Source organism: Rhodococcus sp. NPDC057135 (assembly GCF_042670865.1).
Taxonomy (GTDB): domain Bacteria; phylum Actinomycetota; class Actinomycetes; order Mycobacteriales; family Mycobacteriaceae; genus Rhodococcus_F.
In genome coordinates, this window is sequence record NZ_JBHUUU010000001.1 from 409,919 (window position 1) to 428,353 (window position 18,435).

The following is an 18,435-nucleotide window of genomic DNA, read 5'->3' on the forward strand; positions in this document are numbered from 1 at the left end:
TTGGTGGCGAAGGGTGTGTAATCTTTCGATCCGGCGGTCCGAAAGGATCGGAACCCCCAGGGAGGCGTGCCAGAGCGGCCGAATGGGACTCACTGCTAATGAGTTGTCCCTTTTACGAGGGACCGGAGGTTCAAATCCTCTCGCCTCCGCCAAGCCGGTGATTTTGACCGGCGGGTTAGAAATGATAGAAATTACGACGGCAAGACACGCAAGACCAGCAAGACAACAGAACATGCGCCCGTAGCTCAACGGATAGAGCACTTGACTACGGATCAAGAGGTTAGGGGTTCGAATCCCTTCGGGCGCACAACAGAAAGCCCCTCACCCGCAGAGATGCCGGTGAGGGGCTTTCTTGTTCTTTCGTGGCGACGTTGGTCACATCTTGACCTGGTTGGCGGCTGACCAACCTGACCTCCGAATTGACGTTCTCGATCCTCGTATCGCGCCGCGGCGTCTCGGGCGGGCGGGCTCGCGACTCTCGGGACTTCGCCAAATCGCCATTTAGCGGTCCGATCGGTCTGGTATGCATTGCTGATGAATCGGACTATCTCGGTTGTGCTCGTGAGTGGTGTTGCGGTGGGAGCTCTTGTTGGGTGCTCGAGTCAGTCCGACACCGTTGTAGTTTCATCGACGCAGTCGCCCTCGTCATCCGCAGCGACAACGATTGAGGCCGCACCGCAGCGTGGCGATCAAACGCAGGAGGGCTTGGAGGCCGCGCTGGACGAGCAGTGGGCACTCGCGCAGAATGCGGACTGGGCTGGGATCTATGAATTCAGTTCGCCTCGTTGCCAGGTTCAATACTCGGTCGAAGAGTTTGTGGCAGCGCTCGACGATGCGTACGCGGATCGGGACTTCAGCGGGACGCCCGAGTATCTGATCAACATGAACGGTGACTCGGTAGCGACCGTTGTCATCAAGGCTCCGGACGGCAAGAGTCCGATGACGCCGGGGACATGGAGTTACATCAACGGTTCTTGGTACGACGACGACTGCTAGGCCGATCCTGCGAGCGAAGTTGTGGCGTCCGTCGAAGCGGCCTGCTCCCGAGGACGCACTGAGCTTGCGGGACATGACCGCCGAGCAGCACAGCGTGCGCGTCGAGGACCTCGAACCAGCCAGACAAGAGGCATACCGCAAGCACCTGTACTGAGCGCAGATTTGTCACCTATGTCCGATAATGATCCGTGCCTTCAATTGCCTCCTCGCTGTTCTGGATTGCGCTGATCGCGGCCATCGCGCCGATAGTCGCGGGCCTGATCCCGCGTCGGCTGGTTCCCGAAGTGGTGTTGCTGCTCGTCGCGGGCGCAGTGGTCGGGCCGTTTGCCCTCAACATCGCAGCTGACAGCGAAGCGATCGGCATCCTTCGCGAACTCGGCCTCGGCATGCTGTTCCTCCTCGCAGGCTACGAGATCGACCGACAAGAACTCAGTGGGCGCGGAGGACGTCGAGCGCTCTATACGTGGCTGTTCTGCCTCGCCCTGGCATTTGCGGTGGTCGCGCTGCTGGGCATGAGAAACGTGATCTCCGCGGAAGCCGCTGTTGCCATCGCGATGACGTCGACGGCTCTGGGCACGCTGCTGCCGATCCTCAAGGACAACAAACTCCTCGACACGCGCTTGGGTAAGACCGTCCTCAACCACGGGGCCGTCGGCGAGCTCGGGCCGGTCGTCGCGATGGCTGTGCTGCTGAGCGCTCGTGGTGCCGTTCTGTCACTGGTCGTGCTTGCCGTCTTCGCCTTGATCGCCGTCATCGTGGCGGTGCTGCCCGGCAAGCTGATTCACGAAGGTTCGTGGACACATCGGCTGGTGCGGGCAGGGGCGGACACCACCGCGCAGACGACAGTCCGCCTCACAGTGCTGTTGTTGGTCAGCCTCGGTGTGCTGTCGGCAGTGTTCTCGCTCGACGTCATTCTGGGCGCGTTTGCCGCCGGCTTCATCCTGCGTCGACTCATGCCCGAAGGCGACGAGCGCCTCGAGATCAAGCTCGACGGAATCGCCTTCGGGTTCCTCATCCCGATTTTCTTCATCACCTCCGGCATGGCGATCGACGTCTCGGCAGTCGCCGCGAGTCCCGGCATACTGATTGCGTTTCTGATCCTGATCGTTGTGGTCCGCGGCGTGCCGGTGTTCTTCGTGACGAAATTCGAGAAGGTCGAGCCACCCTTCACCACGCGTGAGAGTGCGCAAGTCGCGCTGTACGGAGCTACCGGGCTACCGATGATCGTGGCTGTCACGGGCGCCGCCGTCGACGCCCATCAGATGTCGTCGGACAATGCGTCGATTCTTGTCGCGGCCGGTGCGATCACCGTTCTACTGCTGCCGATGCTCGCCACTCTGTTGACGAAAAAAGAGAAAGTGTCTTGATTCAGATATCCAACTGCTCGTCGAGCCAGTCGAACATCCGCTGATCCGTCAGGCGCCTGGCCATGGGCTGGCAGTGAAAGTTCGCGCCCTCGGCAGCGGTGAAGGGGACAACTGTCGTCGGTCCGCCGGAGAGGGCGGCAAGGCGCTTGGATTGACCCGGCCAGAACTGCTCGCCCTCCGGATCGGTGATCAGCAGGGGAGTGGAGATCGAGCCGGCGACGTGTTCGAGGTGATACTTCCGAACTGCGGTGAGGGTGTTGTAGTAGCCGTCGGCGAGGTACGGACGCGCTCGGAAACGCCAGATCCGGGCGCTGTCCTTGGAGAATTTCATCCCCAGCCCTATCGCCATGTCGCGGTCGAAGGCCTCCGACTTCTCCTCGTCGAGCAGCTTCTGCATGTTCTTGGGCATATGGGCGAGCCACGACGCGGCCACGTCCACGACTCCAGGATCGGCGATCGCTGCCGCGATCCGATGCTCGAACGCCAACGACTGCGGCACCCAGTAACCGCCCTGACTGATCCCGTACATCGCCAGCTTCGACGCATCGACGTCCGGCCGGTCCACCAGATAGTCGACGACGGGCGTGATGACGGCTTCCCAGTCGTGACGGAACGGGATGTTGCGCTCGAAGAGCATCGACTGCTGACCGGGACCGTCGAACATCAACACGTTGTAGCCCCGCTCGAGGGCTCCGGCGCCGCCGCTGCCCCACAACCCGCTGATCGGGCCGTCGCTGCCGTTCACCATGATCAGCGTCGGCCGACGTACATCTCCGGGCGGCCGGAAGAAGTACCCGGGCAGGTCGGTGTCCTCGTAGGGGATCCGGACGCGCTCGACGGGCTGGGCAGTGGTGTCGACAAAGCGATCCCACGCTTGTCGGTGGCGTTTGAAAGTGGGGACCAGAACGGAGTCGTCACTGAGACCGTCGACGGCGTTGATCGCCACACCGAAGTACGATGCTGCCCGCAGATACGCGTTGGACGCGCTTCGTGAATGCCCGGCCTCGGCTGACCCTTCGGCCTGCCCGAATACCCGTGTGCCGAGGTCGAACCAGGCCTCGTACCAGCCTTCGAGGTCCTTCTCGCCGACGTGAGCGATGGCCGAGAGCACTTCGCCGGTGTCTGCCGCGCCGTAAGTGGCTTGCCCGAGAACGACTCGTAGCTCGAAGTCGAAAGATTCGTTGCGATAGAAACCAGCGGTGAACGCCTGGTGCGGATGGGCGAAGAACGACGACGCGAGAGACATGGGCACACCTTCGCTAGTTCGGGGCAGCCATTTTCAGTTGTAGTTCCAGGATCGCCCGAATCGCTTGCCGGAAAACCTGTCAGCGCGGCGACGCCGGGAGCCCGGTGGACGGCGGCCTCGACATCGCAAATGCCAGGGTGCACAACCACAACGACATTCCCAGCACCTGCGCACGTTGAGCGATACCCAGTCCGAGATTACCGCCGCCCGAGACCTCAATGCTGTTTGTCGTCAACATCCACACCGTCGCAAGGGAAGTCAGGATCAAAATGGTCAGGCCGGTCGTGCGCAACGACCGGTGTTCGCGATACCTGAACGCCCCCACGGTGAATGCGATCATGGCGGTGAAGATCGCGAACACCGCCACGCTGCTCGTCAATGCGTGAACATGGTGAAGCTGCGGAAGCAGGCCGTCGGGTGCGCTCGACGGGCAGCCCTCGCCCGAGCATTCGAGAGGGAACGACGCGTCGGCGATTGTGGCGACGCCGAACACTGCAAGTGCAATCCAGCCCGTGACGTAGAGCCTGCGCCTAGGCGTGATCAGCAGACCAAGCGCTCCCGAGATCAACATCAAGATCGCGGACAGGACGTCGGCATTGCCGAAGACATCACGGTATTTCTGGTTCTCGGCATCGAGTTCGCTGAGGAACGATGTCACCGGGTCGAGGCCGGTGTCGAGGAAGAATTCGAGAATCCACGACGAGTAGACAATTCCGCCCAGAGCCAGCGCAGCCACCAAACCCCACCGCGCAACATTGCGTTCCTTCACGGAATCGAGCTTACGGACCGAGCAGGGCTTTCTGGACGCGTTCGGCTGCTACCAGCGGATCTTCGTGCTCCCAGATGCGGATGACGGTCCAACCCTGCTCTGCCAGACGTGCATCGGTGTCACGGTCGCGAACCACGTTGGCCGCCAACTTGTCCGTCCACCACTGAGCGTTGTTCTTGGGGAAGGTCGCATGCTGCGGGCAGCTGTGCCAGAAGCATCCGTCCACGAACACCGCGACTTTGCGGCGTGGAAATACCAGATCAGCGCGTCGGCGAACACCTTTGACCGGCGCCCGGTCCACGAAGTATCGCAGCCCGCGCCGATGAAGCTCGCGTCGAAGTGCGATTTCGGGTTTGGTGTCGCGCCGACGCTGAGCGCTCATCCGAGCGCTGGTGGCAGGATCCGTCGCAGGCACTGTGGTTCTCTCAGCCGTCGGAATCGTCGCTGTCTTCGGGATCGGACCAGGTAGGCGCAAACCTGTTGCGACGCTCCACTTCACCGTGCACGACGGTCACGAAGTCGGTGAACGAGAGCGTCTGGCTCTCGGTGGGGCGGCCGTTGCGCGGCGGCGGTTCGTCGACATCGAAGAACCGAACCGCACCATCGGGTTCGTAGAGTCCGATGTAGACCTTCTCGAAGAGGTCGTAGCGGGTGTCCTCGGCGCCGAGATCCACCCAGGCCTTTCCCGGAACGCCGACCACCGCGCGCTTGCCCCGACCCGAGCGCTTCGAGAGTGTCGTGACGTGGTGTGCAAAAGAGGATTTGCCGGTGTCGCTGGTCTTGGTCGGGTCGCCGTCGTCGCAGGTGGCGTACGGCTCGAACATGACGGCGACCAACACGCTGTAGGGCTGGCGCTGATGCAGAACCATTGCCTCGCCGCGTAATTCGTGGTCGTTGCGGACGATGTTCTTGGTCCACCGTCCCAGCTTGCCGCTGCGCGGACTGTAGTCCTGGAAGTTGTACGTCTTGATGGAGACACAGAGAATCAGGCCGAGGGTGGGGTCGAGTGCCTTGACGTCCAAGCGCTTTCGGCCCTTGGCGACATCGACCGTTGCCTCCTGGCCTTCGCCGGATGCCGTCGGGGTGATGTTGGGATACAGCGGACGCAGAGCATCGGCCACCGTCTGTGCCAGTTGATTGGACAGTCGCTGCGCGTAGTTCTTCTTCTCGCCGCGATCGGCGTCGGCCGGGGGTTTGTCACCCGCGAGTTGCAGTGCGCTCCAGAGTGGTTCGTGGTCCGGCTCGGAAAACAGTGTCTCCGGAAACAGGGGTTCGGGAAACAGTGAGTCCGTCATGCCGCGGCCTCGGGATATCCGCCCATCCGCTCGAGATGGCTTTCGACGTCCTCGATGAAACCGGGGATGAACCGAAGATTGCCCATGCGTGCGCGCTTGAGGAAGCCGGCCGTCGCCCGCGCCGACAGCAACCGCGTGTCTTCGAGGAAACCGCTCAGATCTTCGTAGTCGTACTGCACCGGCCACGTCGACGTGTGTACGCGGAAAGCCTGACGATTACGACCCCAGGCCGCGCTCGGCCACGCGTCGCCGGGCTCGAGGGGCGTCTCGCCGGCGGCGTCGTATTCGATGGGATCGCTCAACCGGCCGCCGACCCACGACGCCATTCGCACGCTCACGGCATTGCCGACGAGCTTCCAGCGATGGCTGTGGCGAAGGCCGGGGACCTCGACGGACGGCAGCGTCCAGTCGGGATCGAAACCCTGTAAGCGTTCGGCGTCGACGAGGCCGGGGGTGACGATCTCGCCGGACGGCAACCGGACTGCCGGTTGGCTGGGGATGCCGACGGACGAGCCGCCCTTGAGCGTCGGCACGGCGTTGACGGCCCATCCGAGTCCGCGTGTGCCTTCGGTCCAGTAGAAGCCGCACGGGTAGTCCGCGGGATCGCCGCCCAGGCGCTCGCCGGCGTCCTGGCCGAACAGGATTTCGCGGGGATCATCTGTGCGCGAGGCGAGCATGATGACCCGCTGGCGACGCTGGGGGAGTCCGAAGGCGCGGGCGTCGACCACCCGGTACGCCCACGTGTATCCGAGGTCTTCGAGCGCGTCGGTGATGTGCCGCATGGCAGCGCCCTTGCCGAGCTGCAGCATGAACGGAACGTTCTCGATCAACAGCCAGCGCGGGCCCTTCTTGCGCTTGACCAAACGGAACACCTCGTCCACCAGGCCCGAACGTGCGCCGGTGATGCCTGCGGTCTTGCCGGCCTGCGAGAGGTCCTGGCAGGGGAAACCGGCGGCAACCAATTCGATGTCACTGGGCAGCGCACGCAGTTTGGTGACGTCACCGTGCAACGGCACGTCAGCGAAACGCGAGCGGAGAACTGCCTGGGCGCCGGGATCGATTTCACACAGCAGTTCGGTGTTCCACCCATGCTCCGAGAGCCCCAACTCGAGCCCACCGATACCGGCAAACAAACCCACCATGCTCCGCGACGACGTCACAGCACCCTTCCTCACGAACCGACCTAGAAGCACGGTACTCGAGAACTCCGACACCATTTGCCAACTATTCGGTCCGCGGCGTGCTCCTTACGGAAGAACCGTTGTGAAACGCCTTACATCGAGATCTTCGGGGCCGATCGAAGTCCCTGAAAGGTCCCTGATCCGGCCAATAACCCGAACCAGCGGTGCTCCGCGCCCGTTCGTCCATTACCGTGGTCGGGTGAGCATCCAACCTTCCGGTGACGCGTCCTGGCCCGCGGTATTGACCTGGCAGGCCCACAACGCTCCTCGTATGGAGTCTGTTCGTGTGCAGCTGAACGGAAATCGCATCAAGGCTTCCGGCCGAATCATCGGTGGAGCCTGCAGCGAGCACCCGGCATTCAGCGCGTCATACGACCTGGTCACCGACGAGGCCGGCATCACCCGCAGGCTCTCCGTGCGGACCGCCTTGGCCGCCGGTGAGCGTCAGATGTCGATCAGCCGGGACGAAGAGGGCACCTGGATGGTCGAGAACGGCGCCAGCCATCAGCGCTCGGCGTTCGACGGTGCACTCGACGTCGACGTGATCCTCAGCCCGTTCTTCAACACGCTGCCCATCCGCCGCGTCGGTTTGCAGAACGACATCGAAGACGCCGAGGTTCCGGTCGTCTACGTCAACCTTCTCGACCTGCGCGTCGAGGGTGCGACCATCACGTACAGCAGCGGCACCGACGGAATCAGTGTGTTGTCCCCGGTGTCCAGCTCGACGCTGTCCGTCGACACCGAAGGCTTTGTCCTCGACTACCCGGGTCTGGCAACTCGTATCTAGGTTTCGTAGTTCTAGGTTTCGTAGTTCTAGATTTCGGATCGCCGGATGACGCCACCGCGTCGACCGGCGTCTCGCATTCGGTCGATCCAGTCGGGTTCACCGACCTGAACGTCTTCGATGTCCCAACGCTCGTGCGACTCGTAGGCGCCGCGCGCCGCGAACCCTGCGTCCACCAATCGTGCCGTCGAGCCGTTGTCGAGCAGATCGGTACGTGCGCCCTGCAGAAGGTCGAGCGCTTCGTCCAGCGCGACCAGCAGGGCGTCGCGGTTGCCCTCGCACATCGCCCGCACCAGGCCGGGTGCGCTTCCCGCCACGCGAGTGCCGTCGCGAAATGATCCGGCAGCCAGCCCGAGTGCCAGTTCGCCGCCGGCCGCTCCCGTGATCGCAAGTGTTTCCGCCAGCAGGTGAGGCAAGTGCGAGATACGCGCGACTGCTCGATCGTGCTCCAGAGATTCGGCAGGCACGACCACCGAGCCGCAGTCCAGCGCGAGATCGGCGACCTGCTTCCACACGTCTGCGTCGACGCCCTCGTCGGTGGCAACGACCCACACCGCGTCGACGAACAGATCGGCATCTCCGACCGCCCAACCTGACGCCGACGTCCCTGCCATCGGATGTCCGCCCACGAACTTGGCGCTCAGACCCGCTCGTTCGACAGCGGCCTTCACTTCACCCTTGACGCTGACGACGTCGGTGATCGGATTGTTCGGCGCATGCGCGGCGATGACCGCCAAGGTGGCGTCGACGGCGGGCATGGGCACGGCGATCACGATGACGGCACCGCTCTCGTTCGCCCTGCGCAGTGTGGAAACCAGGTCGGTGTCGGCGTCGAAACCGTCGGCTCGGGCTGCCTCGGCGGACTCGATGGAACGGTTGTAACCCCATGCTCGACGGCCGGATCGGACGGCGGCGCGAAGTAGCGAACCGCCGATCAATCCGAGGCCGAGAACGCAGACTGGTGGGGCGGAATCGATCGCAGACACGAGTTCAGGTTGGCACATCGATGCTCGGACTTCACTCACTGGCACCAGGCGGGCTACCGTTGCGCCATGGGTGCACAGCGCGCGGGTAACAAGAGCGCCTCTTCGAACCAGTCGGAGGAGCTTGAAGGCTTCGGTGTCGCGGTGGTCCGTGAAGAGGGGCGTTGGACGGTCAAGGCACTGACGCCCGACGCGTTGACCTCGCTCTCGGCCGCCGAAACGCAGCTGCGTGAGCTGCGAAGTTCGGGTGCCGTCTTCGGTCTTCTCGACGTCGACGACGAGTTCTTCATCGTGTTGCGTCCGGCTCCGTCGGGCACGCAGTTGTTGATTTCCGACGCGACCGCCGCCATCGACTACGACATCGCCGCTGACGTCCTCGACGCCTTGCACATCGAGATCCCCGACATCGACCCGGACGACCTCGATGATGTCGAACCCTGGGAAGAGGGCGATCTGTCCGTCCTCGCCGATCTGGGCCTGCCGGAACCCGTCCTCGCCGTCATCGCGGCCGAGACCGATCTCTATCCGGACGAGCAGTTGGGGATGATCGCGCAGCGACTCGGGTTCGCGTCCGAGTTCGGCGCAGCGCTCGACAAGCTCCCGCGCTAGATGACTCTCGCTGACGATCAGCGCATGATCCGTGCGGCCATCGTGGCTGCGCGCTCTGCTTCCGACGCAGACGTCCCGGTCGGGGCCGTCGTGTTCGACGGCGACGGCGTCGAAGTTGCTCGCGCTGCCAATGCCAGGGAAGCGTCGTCCGATCCGACTGCGCACGCCGAGATCGTCGCGTTGCGTGCTGCCGCAAGAATCTACGGCGACGGTTGGCGACTGGAAGGTGCGACGCTGGCCGTCACCCTCGAGCCCTGCACGATGTGCGCAGGCGCTCTGGTCCTCGCCCGGGTCTCCCGAGTCGTTTTCGGGGCGTGGGAGCCGAAAACCGGTGCCGTCGGATCTTTATGGGACGTAGTTCGAGATAAAAGATTGACCTACCGGCCGCAGGTGCGCGGCGGGGTCCTCGAGGACGAATGCGCTGGGCTTTTGGAAGATTTCTTCCGCGAGCAGCGAGCCTGAAATCGCTATTCCCCATCGAGAGTGATCGCACACTCGGGTAGCCGGAACCGGTAAACGAGGGCATGGTGGAGGCAGATGCCGTCAGGGTATCGGCGGATCGTCGGAAGGCGATTCGTTCGCGTTCACGGAGGAGAACTCATGGGAATCGCAGACAAGGCTCAGAACAAGGCCGAAGACCTCGGGGGCAAGGCCAAGGAAGCTGCTGGCAGCGCTACCGGTGACCGGGACCTCGAAAACGAAGGCAAGGGCGACCAGGTGAAATCGGCCGTCAAGGATGCAGGCGAGAAGGTCAAAGACGCCGCGTCCAGCATCAAGGACAAGCTCACGTAATACCGCTCCACCTGGCGATTTCAGCCACGGGCACTCCATCCGGTAAAGTCACCAGCGGTGGCGTGTCCGAGCGGCCTAAGGAGCACGCCTCGAAAGCGTGTGACGGGTAACCCCCGTCCGAGGGTTCAAATCCCTCCGCCACCGCCAAAGCTCCCCACCTGTTCACACAGGTGGGGAGCTTTTTTTGTGCGTAGATCTCGACTGCGAGCGCTGCCGACTGTCGGGGACGGACACGCTCCGGCTGGACTGTCGGGCGACCGGCCAGGTCGAAGCCCGTGTCCATTCATCCGGGGCGGATCCGTCGTTCCGAACGTAATCCGTAGTCAAGGAACAAATATTCGGATTGGGTGGAAATCCGTCGTTGGGACGAGAGCGGCTCCCGACCTCGGGGGAGATCGGGAGCCACACTCGTTCTTATAGGGGAGGCCCGCCCCAGTCGCGGTGTAAAACCCGTTCAACGACAAAGCCGTTCGTTACTTCGAAGGTCGGGCTGTTGTCGTTCCTCTGGGACCTGTTTCTGCCGGGCGGCCCAACCTCTCTTTGTGTGGCGGATTGAAACGTTCTGCCGGACGAGCACTACTGACCGTCGGCGAGTTCCCTCAGTTTTGCGCGAGATACTTTGCCGGCGGCCGATCGCGGAAAGTCCTCGACGAAGATGTATTCGCGCGGGCGTTTGAATCCGGCGATCTGTTCACGTACGTGCTGCTCTAGCGCCGTGCGAAGGTCGTCGTCGCCGTTGAATCCAGATGCCAACTGGACAACCGCCACAACTTTCTGGCCCCACTCGGGGTCGGCCACACCGACAACTCCGACATCGTTGACGCCGGGATGTTGGAGCAGTGCGCCCTCGACCTCCGCCGGGTACACGTTCACGCCGCCGGTGAGAATCAAGTCCGCACGGCGATCCAGTACGTACAGGTAGCCGTCGTCGTCGAAGCGTCCGACGTCTCCTGACGTGGTGAAGTCACCCCAACGCGCAGCAGCGGTCTTCTCCGGGTCGCCCAGGTATTCGAAAGGGCTGGCCTTGAAGTAGATAGTGCCCTCTTCGCCCGGAGCGGCCTGTTCTCCGTCCAGTCCCCGGAGCACCAGGGCACCTGGATCCGGTCGCCCGACAGTGCCCGGATGTTCGAGCCACTCTTGCGAGGAGCACGTGGCCGCGCGGCCCTCCGTGGAGCCGAGATACTCCCACAGGACCGGCCCGAACCAATCGATCATCGCGCGCTTGGTCGCCGGAGGACACGGAGCGCCGGCGTGCAGCAGAACCTGCATGCTCGAGACATCGGCACCAACTCGAACGCCTGCCGGCAAATCGAGGAGTCGTTGAAAGTGCGTCGGAACCATGTGGGAGGAAGTGATTGCGTTGTCGCTGATCGACCGAAGAACATCTTCGGCATTGAAGCTCGGCAGGATGTAGATCGTGTGCCCAGAGTGCAAAATCAACAGTGAAGTGGCACCGGGTGCAGCGTGGTACACGGGCGAACAAACCAAATGACGTCCAGGCTGCCCTGGTGGAATCCCTATCGTCGCCAAAAGCTGCCCGCCCGGCCCGAGCGAACTCTCGGGCGTTGCGTCGGGGAGCGGTCGGCGTACGCCCTTCGGCCGTCCAGTGGTCCCGGAGGTGTACATCATGAGCGAACCGAGTGAACGTGTCGCAGGAGTGTCGTCCGAGACGTCGGTAAAGGATTCGTAGCTGGACCAGCCGGCCGGCGAGCTACCGATAGTCACGAGATGTTGCACTGCGTCGTCGACCCTGCCGATGACCTTGTCGGCGAGTTCGGCGTGCGCGATGAGAACTGACGCATTGGAATTGCGCACTATGTATTCAACTTCGGGCGCAGCCAGATGGGTATTGATCGGAACGAAATACAAACCACTCTGCGTGCATGCCAGGGCAATTTCGTAGTACTCGGAACCGTTCAACAGCAGACCCGCGACGACGTCGCCTCGGCTTAGACCCAACTCCATGAACTTGTTGCTTAGCTGGTTGACCTTGCTGATGAGCTCGCCGAAAGTCTTTGTCTTGCCGTCGATAACGATCGCGGGACGGGTGGGGTCGCGTTGGCCAAGCAGCCAGGCTCCAGGCGTCGAAGGAACAGACGGGTGTTGGGGATCCGCGCGCTCGCTGTTGACCACGGTAGACATGAGAGTCCTCTTTCTGGAGGGATTTTGGTGACTATTGCGAAGTATTCGTAGTTTTCGGGTTTGTGCGTTGTCGGGAACGCAAACGGGTTCTGATCACCCTCACCACTGGAAATTCGACGGCAACCAACGTCCAACTTTCTGGACATTGGTTGCCACGGGTCGACCGCACCGTTGTGTCGATGCGGCGTGGCCGCCAGCCGCTTCTCTGTCGAGCGCGCATCCAGTCGACGATCAGACTTCGATCTTGTCCCGCAGACGCTTGACTGCCTTCGGGGTGAACCCGGAGCTGATGATCTGGTGGAATCGCGTGTGATCAGGCGGATCCATCATCACGAAATTCGGGGCCCGGACATTTCTGGATCGCTCGGCGGACGGAAGTGAGGTGGTCATGCAGATACCTTTCTGTGGCTCCAGCGGTGCGGGTTGTTCGGTCGACGAAGTTCCCAGGCTTTACGGGCGCCGGTTCGACAGGACCAAACTGCCGGCGGCACCGAAGAAGAACCCGACTCCTTGGACGAAGCTGATCTCGACTCCGGGAACCTGCTCGCACGCTTCCCCACGTAGTTGGCGCACAGCCTCTTGAATGGCGAACATCCCGTACATTCCGCTGTGTGTGTACGACATTCCACCGCCGTTAGTGTTCATCGGAAGTCGACCACCCTTGGACGTATGTCCCTCGGCGACAAAGTCTCCCGATTCGCCGAAGCCGACAAACCCGAGGTCCTCGAGCATGTAGAGCGGGACGTGGGCGAAGGCGTCGTATGCCATCAGATGGTCGACGTCGGCATGAGTGATTCCCGCGGTGGCGAAGGCCTCGGCGCCGGCGCGACGGAAGGCACCGAACGATCCGGGGTCCTGCATCTGGGAAACCAATGGAGCTTCGGCAGATTCACCGGATCCGAGAAGGTAGAGATGTCGATCGGACCCCGGCATATCTGCTGCTCGTTCTGCGCTGGTCAGGATCACGGCGCCGCCGCCGTCGGTGAGCACACAACACATGTCGCGGGTAAACGGGTAAGCCACGCGTGGTCCAGCCAGCACTTCGTCTACCGTGGTCGGCTTGCGGCGGAAAGCGCGAGGATTGTCGAGTGCCCAGTTACGCTGCGAGACAACGAGCTCGGCCATGTGTTCGACGGTCATTCCGCGCTCGTGCAAAAAGCGCAAGGCGGGAAGTGTGAAGGTCGAATACGGCATGGTTGCGCCGTACACAGTCTCGAACTGACCCGTCATGGAGTCCAAACTCCGCGGATACGGTGGGGCGCCGACGCGGGACCTACCCGACTCTCCGTGGGTCACGAGGACAACGTCAGCGGCACCAGAAGCAATGGCGGCTGCCGCATGGCGCACATGCAGCATGAAACTGCATCCGCCGACGCCTGTCCCGTCCAGCCAGCGAGGTGTTATTCCCAGGTGGTGAGAGACCTCGAGGGAAAGCGGTCCGGTGGTAGCGACGCCGTCGATGTCCGCCGGTGTGAGACCGGCGTCGGCCATCGCGTTGCGGGCGGCATTGGCATGTAGATCGAGGACCGACGTGTCCGGCAATACGCCGATTTCCGTTGTCTCCGAAGCACCGATGATCGCGATGTTTCCGTTGTGTATTGATGTCATCGGGCCGACTCCTGCAATGGCGTGAACATCGGGAGCTTCATTTCGCCACGCTCGATGAACGTGACTTCGAGCTCTAGGTCGAGTGGCAGGTGCTCGGGTTCTGGATCCACCCCGATCACGTTGCTCATCAGACGGGGTCCCTCTTCGAGTTCGACCAGGGCGACGACGATGGGAGTCGTGGGGTCGAATGGTGGAGTCGGTCGGTAGTTGATCACGTAGGACACCAGTCGGCCTCGGCCGCTGACAGGGGTCCACACCACGTCGTCGGAGTTGCAATTGGGGCAGAAAGGGCGAGGGTAAAAGTAGTGCTGTGTGCACGACTTGCATTGTTGAATGGTCAGTTCCTCCCGCTGTGCACCTTCCCAATAGGGAGCGGTCGCTGGCGTCGGAACCGGTACAGGCCCTGTCAAGGGACAGTCCTTTCGTCGCGTGTTTCTACGATGGGTTATCAAGACATTCAACGGATTACGTTCCGCGAAGTCCTCTAAGTAGAACGCGTTCCGCTGTGCTCGTTGGTCGGAACACCTTCCGTTACATTTCTTTCAGCGGGGCGAAGTATGTGTCGCTCTCCTAAACGGAACGCGTTCTGTCACGATCAGATTGATCCAGTTCATGTCGGATGTCAAGACTTGGGTGTGAAGTCCGAAAAATCAGGTTGCAAGCGCGCGAATGGGACTTGCCAAGAACATACGTAACGTGTTCTCTTTAAGGGGAGTGAGTTGTCGGACAACACTTTCGGTGCACAGGCTGATTGGTGTCACATATACCGTCCGGTAACCCCGCTTCACTCCCGCAAATATCTACTTGGATGAAATTGAGGTCCTTCATGCCTATCGATAGCTCACTCGTCGGACTTACCGGCAAGCCTGTCTGGAAGACGTGGACGTCGACAGATGCACTGCTGTACGCCCTGGGCGTCGGGGCTGGTCAGGCTGACCCGCTCGACGAGTTGGAGTTCACGACGGAAAACAGTGACGGCATCGCGCAGAAGGTTCTCCCGACGTTCGCCAATGTCGCATTCTCCGGCGGCGGAGACGGACCCTCGCTACCCGACGACATCGACTACAGCAAGCTCTTGCATGCGTCGCAAGCGTTCAGCCTGACGGGCCCTCTCCCGACCGCCGGTCGCGTGGAAACTACCCGCACGATCACCGGCGTGTACGACAAGGGATCCGGCGCCTTGGTCACGACGGAAATCGTCGCCCGCGACTCTGTCGGTCAGGTCGTGGGAACCATCGAGTCCGGGGCGTTCTTCCGTGGCTACGGAGGGTTCGGCGGCGAGCGCGGGCCGGCAACCTCATGGGAAAAGCCGACTCACAAGCCGGATTACGTGGTCACGTACACAACTCGACCGGATCAAGCGCTTCTCTACCGACTCACTGGTGATCGGAATCCACTGCATTCGGACCCCGTATTCAGCGCCCGCGGCGGGTTTTCCACTCCAATTCTGCACGGCATGTGCACCTACGGCTACGTCGGCCGGGCGCTCCTGCATGCTCTCGCCGATTCGGATCCGACACGTTTCACCGGTATGTCGGGGCGGTTCACAAAGCCCCTGTTGCCCGGACAGGCCATCACTACCTCGATCTGGGTTGACGGCACGGGTGCTCGGTTCCAGACGGTCGATGATGTCGGTGACGTGGTCATCGACTGCGGCACCGCCACGATCCGCTGACGGTGCCGCCGAAATCCACTGACACCCAACCCCATTACAGACTCGTTGCGAAGTTTTCGCGACATGAACAAAGGAAAGATTCATGGGTTCACTCGAAGGTCGCGTAGCGATCGTGACCGGCGGCGGTCGCGGCATCGGCGCGTCGATCAGCAGATTGCTCGCCGCCGAAGGCGCCAAACTTGTCATCAACGACCTCGGCTCGTCCACGGACGGTCAGGGCGGGGACCAAGGACCGGCGCGTGACATCGCTGCCGAAATCGTTGCCGGTGGCGGTGAAGCCATTGCCGACGGAGGCGACATCGCCGATGTCGCGACCGGTCAGCGCCTGGTCGATCTCGCCCTGGAGCACTACGGCAAGCTGGATATTCTCGTCAACGTCGCCGGCATTCTGCGTGACAAGATGATCTTCAACCTCCCGGAAGAAGACTGGGATGCGGTCATTCGAGTCCATCTACGTGGCCACTTCAGCACGATCAAGCCGGCGGCGGCCTATTGGCGAGCGCAGCGAAACCCGGACGGTCACTACCGCATCATCAACTTCACTTCCGATTCCGCGTTGCAGGGGTCGCCGGGCCAACCGAACTACGCCGCAGCCAAGATGGGCATTGTCGGTTTGACTGCGTCCACGGCCAATGCACTAGGGCGATACGGCGTCACTGCCAACGCAATCGCTCCGGGCGCCGTCACGCGTCTGACGCAAACCGTGCCCGAAGAGAAGAGCATGGGAGGTGGCCTCGACGGCTCCGTCTCGCCGGACAACATCGCGCCCATCGTCGCGTACCTTGCCGGTACGAGTTCCGATTGGCTGTCTGGCCGCACCATCGGCGCCGCGGGCTATGCGGTAAAACTGTGGAACAGCCCTGAGGTCGTCTCCACGGTCACATCGGACGGGCCGTGGAACCTCGAAGACCTGGCCGCAAAGGTCGAGCAGGACTTCCGTCCATTGGCTGACGGTCTGCACCCGTCCATCTTCATGGCCCAGGTTCCGTCCTGACCGTGGTGAAAGCCGGATGAAAGGGGAGGCGCTGCCCTGAGGGCGTGCGCTGGTGTCGGGATGGGGGCGATATCGTGGTGGCTGACGCGACGGTGTCTTTTTGGTTCACGATGGGGGAAGGCTGGATGGCCGCAGCGAAGGTGAATGGCCGCACGGCTGAGGCCAAGGCATTCCGTGTCGAGCGAGTCGTCAGAGCGACCCATGAGCTGGCATCCGCAGGAGGCTATGAAGCCGTGCAGATGCGTGAAGTCGCACGCGTTGCCCAAACTGCCTTGTCAACCCTGTACAAGTACTACGCATCCAAAGATGACCTCATCTCAGCAGCTGTTTGGTCGGAACTGGATTCCCTGGCTGACGACCTACTCCGCCGTCCGCCGCGGCAGCGGACGGAGGAGGGCCGGGCTGGAGAGGTCTTCGTCCGGGCATTTCTGGGGATGGTTCGAGATCCGGGGTTTGCTCACGCTGCGATGTCCGCGCGCAAAACGTTGCGTGAGTTCAGTCCCGATCTCGGTGAGCGTCCTGATGAAAGCAACGAGATAGCGGCCTGGTCCACTCCGTTTGGTTTGATTGCCTCCACTCAAGCGTGGGGCCCGGACCATCGTTGCACTCTGATGCAGTCCCGCACATTGGCCATGCTGGAGACCCTGTGGGTCGCCAGCGTGGTCGGGTGGCTGAATGGTGACATGTCGGTCGACGAGGTGAAACGGCGTCTCCGGCTGGCTGCGAAGCGTTTGCTGGCCTCCGACCCTGCTGTCCTGGACGGCAAGTCGGTAGACGACAGCTGACGCTATCAGTCGCCGTGATGCGAGTTCCAAATCGGCTCTGCGAGTGAGCTTTCAAGACTTACCGTTGAAATACGTGCGGGCTTGACGACGCTCAGGAGTGTCGCGCGATCCATTCTGCAGCGGCGGCATCGATGTCCTGCTTCAGCTTTTCGAAGAACGACGGTGACGGGGTAGGGATCAAATCGGCTGCGGTCGTAAGAGATTGACTGAGGGCGATTCGACGCTCACGCAACTCGTCGTCGCTCAGGAGGCTCAGGTCCGGCATCGCGAGCCCCCTCTTCCAGTGCGATTCGTATTTGGGCAGACCGTGCGCATCGGGATCGATGCATGATTCGATGCGCACGGCCAGTGCACTCCAGGCTGGGGGCCGGAATGCAAAATCTACTTTACCAAATGATTACTAATCGTTGTGGACGGCCTCCTCGTCTTCAATTGCCATGGAGAGCTTTCACAGCGTTCTCCCAGGTGTTAAGTCCTGACAACCGTTGAAGCTGCAACTATCGTCGAATCCATGAAAAAGATCTGGTGGATCGGTGGAGCAGTAGTTGTGGTCGTACTCGCCCTGCTCGTGGGGCCGTGGGCGTACGGGAAGTTCATCGCTGAGGACGATGCACCGGCGGCCGTGGTGTCCACTCAGGGCGCAGAGGCGGCGTCCGGATCCATCGACGGACAGTGGACCGTCGTTGCCGGGCAGGGAGACAACCAGACGGCAGCCGGATACACCGTGCACGAGATTCTCAACGGATCGAGTGTGACCGTCGTCGGAACCACCGGCGAGGTGAGCGGAAACGCGGTTGTCGAGGGCGAAAAGCTCACGGCCGGCGAAGTTGCCGTGCAGGTGGCGAGCATCAAGACCGACTCGGATCGGCGCGATGGCCAGTTCACCGGCAATGTGATGGATACCAGCACGTACCCGACGGCGACGTTCACGATCGACTCGCCGGTGGACCTGTCGGCTGTACCGACCGATGGCACAACCGCAACGGTCACGGTCTCGGGAACATTGACCCTCAAAGGTCAGTCCAAGCCGGTATCGGTCGACATGACTGTGCTGCATTCGGGTGATTCGCTGATTGCTTCGGGCTCGATTCCGGTCACCTGGACCGATTTCGGTGTCGAACCCCCGTCGCTCGGCTTTGTCACCGTTGACGGCAGCGGCTCGGTGGACTTCCTGGTCTCGCTCGCCGCGAACTGAATTACGTCCACCCG

General features: G+C 62.1%; 21 protein-coding genes, 3 tRNA genes and 1 pseudogene. 13 read left to right on the forward strand and 12 right to left on the reverse strand.

The window, feature by feature from the left end; genetic code table 11:
* The first annotated feature begins 60 nt into the window (after positions 1 to 60).
* The 4 genes from ACFT1A_RS01875 to ACFT1A_RS01890 all read left to right on the forward strand — a co-directional run bounded on the left by ACFT1A_RS01875 (position 61) and on the right by ACFT1A_RS01890 (position 2,363).
* Positions 61 to 152 (forward strand) — tRNA-Ser (locus tag ACFT1A_RS01875).
* Positions 153 to 234: 82 nt separating this feature from the next.
* Positions 235 to 307 (forward strand) — tRNA-Arg (locus ACFT1A_RS01880).
* Positions 308 to 534: 227 nt separating this feature from the next.
* Entirely contained in the window at positions 535 to 996 is a 462-nt protein-coding gene (locus ACFT1A_RS01885; RefSeq protein WP_378445605.1) for a hypothetical protein, read from the forward strand.
* Positions 997 to 1,184: 188 nt separating this feature from the next.
* Positions 1,185 to 2,363 carry a cation:proton antiporter gene (locus tag ACFT1A_RS01890; RefSeq protein ID WP_378445606.1) on the forward strand — a complete coding sequence of 393 codons (1,179 nt, stop codon included), beginning with the start codon at positions 1,185 to 1,187 and terminating at the stop codon, positions 2,361 to 2,363.
* A gap of 1 nt (position 2,364) precedes the next feature.
* Here the strand turns inward: ACFT1A_RS01890 and ACFT1A_RS01895 are convergent, their stop codons facing one another.
* The 5 genes from ACFT1A_RS01895 to ACFT1A_RS01915 all read right to left on the reverse strand — a co-directional run bounded on the left by ACFT1A_RS01895 (position 2,365) and on the right by ACFT1A_RS01915 (position 6,815).
* Positions 2,365 to 3,609 carry an alpha/beta hydrolase family protein gene (locus ACFT1A_RS01895; RefSeq protein WP_378445607.1) on the reverse strand — a complete coding sequence of 415 codons (1,245 nt, stop codon included), beginning with the start codon at positions 3,607 to 3,609 and terminating at the stop codon, positions 2,365 to 2,367.
* A 79-nt stretch (positions 3,610 to 3,688) separates the two neighbouring features.
* Positions 3,689 to 4,378 (reverse strand): DUF998 domain-containing protein, encoded by a 690-nt coding sequence (locus ACFT1A_RS01900; protein ID WP_378445608.1) that lies wholly within the window; start codon positions 4,376 to 4,378, stop codon positions 3,689 to 3,691.
* A gap of 10 nt (positions 4,379 to 4,388) precedes the next feature.
* Positions 4,389 to 4,793 (reverse strand): very short patch repair endonuclease, encoded by a 405-nt coding sequence (locus tag ACFT1A_RS01905; protein WP_019746481.1) that lies wholly within the window; start codon positions 4,791 to 4,793, stop codon positions 4,389 to 4,391.
* A 10-nt stretch (positions 4,794 to 4,803) separates the two neighbouring features.
* Positions 4,804 to 5,673, reverse strand: a complete 870-nt coding sequence (locus ACFT1A_RS01910; RefSeq protein WP_378445609.1) for a hypothetical protein — start codon at positions 5,671 to 5,673, stop codon at positions 4,804 to 4,806.
* Positions 5,670 to 6,815 (reverse strand): DNA cytosine methyltransferase, encoded by a 1,146-nt coding sequence (locus ACFT1A_RS01915; protein ID WP_030535749.1) that lies wholly within the window; start codon positions 6,813 to 6,815, stop codon positions 5,670 to 5,672. The genes ACFT1A_RS01910 and ACFT1A_RS01915 overlap by 4 nt, the downstream gene beginning before the upstream one ends.
* Positions 6,816 to 7,053: 238 nt before the next feature.
* Here ACFT1A_RS01915 and ACFT1A_RS01920 point away from each other — a divergent pair, with 238 nt between their 5' ends.
* The gene (locus tag ACFT1A_RS01920) at positions 7,054 to 7,641 is read left to right on the forward strand and encodes a putative glycolipid-binding domain-containing protein (protein ID WP_230816634.1); all 588 of its coding nucleotides are present in this window, start codon (positions 7,054 to 7,056) and stop codon (positions 7,639 to 7,641) included.
* Positions 7,642 to 7,667: 26 nt separating this feature from the next.
* Here ACFT1A_RS01920 and ACFT1A_RS01925 read toward each other — a convergent pair whose 3' ends face one another.
* Positions 7,668 to 8,642, reverse strand: coding sequence for a prephenate dehydrogenase (locus ACFT1A_RS01925; RefSeq protein WP_378445771.1), 975 nt, complete (start codon positions 8,640 to 8,642; stop codon positions 7,668 to 7,670).
* A gap of 48 nt (positions 8,643 to 8,690) precedes the next feature.
* Between ACFT1A_RS01925 and ACFT1A_RS01930 the strand changes: the two genes are divergently transcribed.
* The 4 genes from ACFT1A_RS01930 to ACFT1A_RS01945 all read left to right on the forward strand — a co-directional run bounded on the left by ACFT1A_RS01930 (position 8,691) and on the right by ACFT1A_RS01945 (position 10,169).
* A complete protein-coding gene (locus ACFT1A_RS01930) occupies positions 8,691 to 9,230 on the forward strand; it encodes a tRNA adenosine deaminase-associated protein (protein ID WP_003943823.1) in 540 nt (179 codons plus the stop codon).
* A complete protein-coding gene (locus tag ACFT1A_RS01935) occupies positions 9,231 to 9,692 on the forward strand; it encodes a nucleoside deaminase (RefSeq protein WP_378445610.1) in 462 nt (153 codons plus the stop codon).
* Positions 9,693 to 9,830: 138 nt separating this feature from the next.
* Positions 9,831 to 10,022: a CsbD family protein gene (locus tag ACFT1A_RS01940; protein ID WP_003943869.1), complete on the forward strand. Its 192-nt coding sequence runs from the start codon at positions 9,831 to 9,833 to the stop codon at positions 10,020 to 10,022.
* Positions 10,023 to 10,078: 56 nt separating this feature from the next.
* Positions 10,079 to 10,169 (forward strand) — tRNA-Ser (locus ACFT1A_RS01945).
* 429 nt (positions 10,170 to 10,598) lie between these two features.
* Here the strand turns inward: ACFT1A_RS01945 and ACFT1A_RS01950 are convergent.
* The 5 genes and pseudogenes from ACFT1A_RS01950 to ACFT1A_RS01970 all read right to left on the reverse strand — a co-directional run.
* The gene (locus ACFT1A_RS01950; RefSeq protein WP_378445611.1) at positions 10,599 to 12,164 is read right to left on the reverse strand and encodes an AMP-binding protein; all 1,566 of its coding nucleotides are present in this window, start codon (positions 12,162 to 12,164) and stop codon (positions 10,599 to 10,601) included.
* A 231-nt stretch (positions 12,165 to 12,395) separates the two neighbouring features.
* Complete coding sequence (locus ACFT1A_RS01955; protein ID WP_378445612.1) at positions 12,396 to 12,554, reverse strand: hypothetical protein; 159 nt, start codon at positions 12,552 to 12,554, stop codon at positions 12,396 to 12,398.
* A 60-nt stretch (positions 12,555 to 12,614) separates the two neighbouring features.
* The gene (locus ACFT1A_RS01960; protein WP_378445613.1) at positions 12,615 to 13,772 is read right to left on the reverse strand and encodes a thiolase; all 1,158 of its coding nucleotides are present in this window, start codon (positions 13,770 to 13,772) and stop codon (positions 12,615 to 12,617) included.
* On the reverse strand, positions 13,769 to 14,032 hold the full coding sequence (locus ACFT1A_RS01965) for a Zn-ribbon domain-containing OB-fold protein (protein WP_378445772.1): 264 nt from the start codon (positions 14,030 to 14,032) through the stop codon (positions 13,769 to 13,771). Before ACFT1A_RS01965 ends, ACFT1A_RS01960 begins: the two co-directional genes overlap by 4 nt.
* Positions 14,033 to 14,041: 9 nt before the next feature.
* Positions 14,042 to 14,233, reverse strand: a pseudogene (locus ACFT1A_RS01970) (zinc ribbon domain-containing protein); the annotation flags it as partial.
* Positions 14,234 to 14,598: 365 nt separating this feature from the next.
* Here ACFT1A_RS01970 and ACFT1A_RS01975 point away from each other — a divergent pair.
* The 3 genes from ACFT1A_RS01975 (at position 14,599) to ACFT1A_RS01985 (ending at position 17,226) form a co-directional block, all read left to right on the forward strand.
* Positions 14,599 to 15,447: a MaoC/PaaZ C-terminal domain-containing protein gene (locus ACFT1A_RS01975; protein ID WP_378445614.1), complete on the forward strand. Its 849-nt coding sequence runs from the start codon at positions 14,599 to 14,601 to the stop codon at positions 15,445 to 15,447.
* An 82-nt stretch (positions 15,448 to 15,529) separates the two neighbouring features.
* The gene (locus tag ACFT1A_RS01980) at positions 15,530 to 16,441 is read left to right on the forward strand and encodes an SDR family NAD(P)-dependent oxidoreductase (RefSeq protein WP_378445615.1); all 912 of its coding nucleotides are present in this window, start codon (positions 15,530 to 15,532) and stop codon (positions 16,439 to 16,441) included.
* Between the two features lie 77 nt (positions 16,442 to 16,518).
* The gene (locus ACFT1A_RS01985) at positions 16,519 to 17,226 is read left to right on the forward strand and encodes a TetR family transcriptional regulator (RefSeq protein ID WP_378445616.1); all 708 of its coding nucleotides are present in this window, start codon (positions 16,519 to 16,521) and stop codon (positions 17,224 to 17,226) included.
* A gap of 91 nt (positions 17,227 to 17,317) precedes the next feature.
* On the opposite strand, the gene ACFT1A_RS01990 is transcribed toward ACFT1A_RS01985, so the two are convergent.
* Complete coding sequence (locus ACFT1A_RS01990; protein WP_378445617.1) at positions 17,318 to 17,569, reverse strand: hypothetical protein; 252 nt, start codon at positions 17,567 to 17,569, stop codon at positions 17,318 to 17,320.
* A 168-nt stretch (positions 17,570 to 17,737) separates the two neighbouring features.
* Here ACFT1A_RS01990 and ACFT1A_RS01995 point away from each other — a divergent pair, with 168 nt between their 5' ends.
* Entirely contained in the window at positions 17,738 to 18,421 is a 684-nt protein-coding gene (locus ACFT1A_RS01995) for a YceI family protein (RefSeq protein ID WP_378445618.1), read from the forward strand.
* The last annotated feature ends 14 nt before the right edge of the window (positions 18,422 to 18,435 follow it).

Excerpts from the sequence above, each read along its gene's own strand:
- ACFT1A_RS01885 (WP_378445605.1), top strand. The coding sequence starts at position 535 with ATGAATCGGACTATCTCGGTTGTGCTCGTGAGTGGTGTTGCGGTGGGA.
- ACFT1A_RS01895 (WP_378445607.1), bottom strand. The coding sequence starts at position 3,609 with ATGTCTCTCGCGTCGTCGTTCTTCGCCCATCCGCACCAGGCGTTCACC.
- ACFT1A_RS01910 (WP_378445609.1), bottom strand. The coding sequence starts at position 5,673 with ATGACGGACTCACTGTTTCCCGAACCCCTGTTTCCGGAGACACTGTTT.
- ACFT1A_RS01915 (WP_030535749.1), bottom strand. The coding sequence starts at position 6,815 with ATGGTGGGTTTGTTTGCCGGTATCGGTGGGCTCGAGTTGGGGCTCTCG.
- ACFT1A_RS01925 (WP_378445771.1), bottom strand. The coding sequence starts at position 8,642 with ATGTGCCAACCTGAACTCGTGTCTGCGATCGATTCCGCCCCACCAGTC.
- ACFT1A_RS01930 (WP_003943823.1), top strand. The coding sequence starts at position 8,691 with ATGGGTGCACAGCGCGCGGGTAACAAGAGCGCCTCTTCGAACCAGTCG.
- ACFT1A_RS01935 (WP_378445610.1), top strand. The coding sequence starts at position 9,231 with ATGACTCTCGCTGACGATCAGCGCATGATCCGTGCGGCCATCGTGGCT.
- ACFT1A_RS01940 (WP_003943869.1), top strand. The coding sequence starts at position 9,831 with ATGGGAATCGCAGACAAGGCTCAGAACAAGGCCGAAGACCTCGGGGGC.
- ACFT1A_RS01950 (WP_378445611.1), bottom strand. The coding sequence starts at position 12,164 with ATGTCTACCGTGGTCAACAGCGAGCGCGCGGATCCCCAACACCCGTCT.
- ACFT1A_RS01955 (WP_378445612.1), bottom strand. The coding sequence starts at position 12,554 with ATGACCACCTCACTTCCGTCCGCCGAGCGATCCAGAAATGTCCGGGCC.
- ACFT1A_RS01960 (WP_378445613.1), bottom strand. The coding sequence starts at position 13,772 with ATGACATCAATACACAACGGAAACATCGCGATCATCGGTGCTTCGGAG.
- ACFT1A_RS01975 (WP_378445614.1), top strand. The coding sequence starts at position 14,599 with ATGCCTATCGATAGCTCACTCGTCGGACTTACCGGCAAGCCTGTCTGG.
- ACFT1A_RS01980 (WP_378445615.1), top strand. The coding sequence starts at position 15,530 with ATGGGTTCACTCGAAGGTCGCGTAGCGATCGTGACCGGCGGCGGTCGC.
- ACFT1A_RS01995 (WP_378445618.1), top strand. The coding sequence starts at position 17,738 with ATGAAAAAGATCTGGTGGATCGGTGGAGCAGTAGTTGTGGTCGTACTC.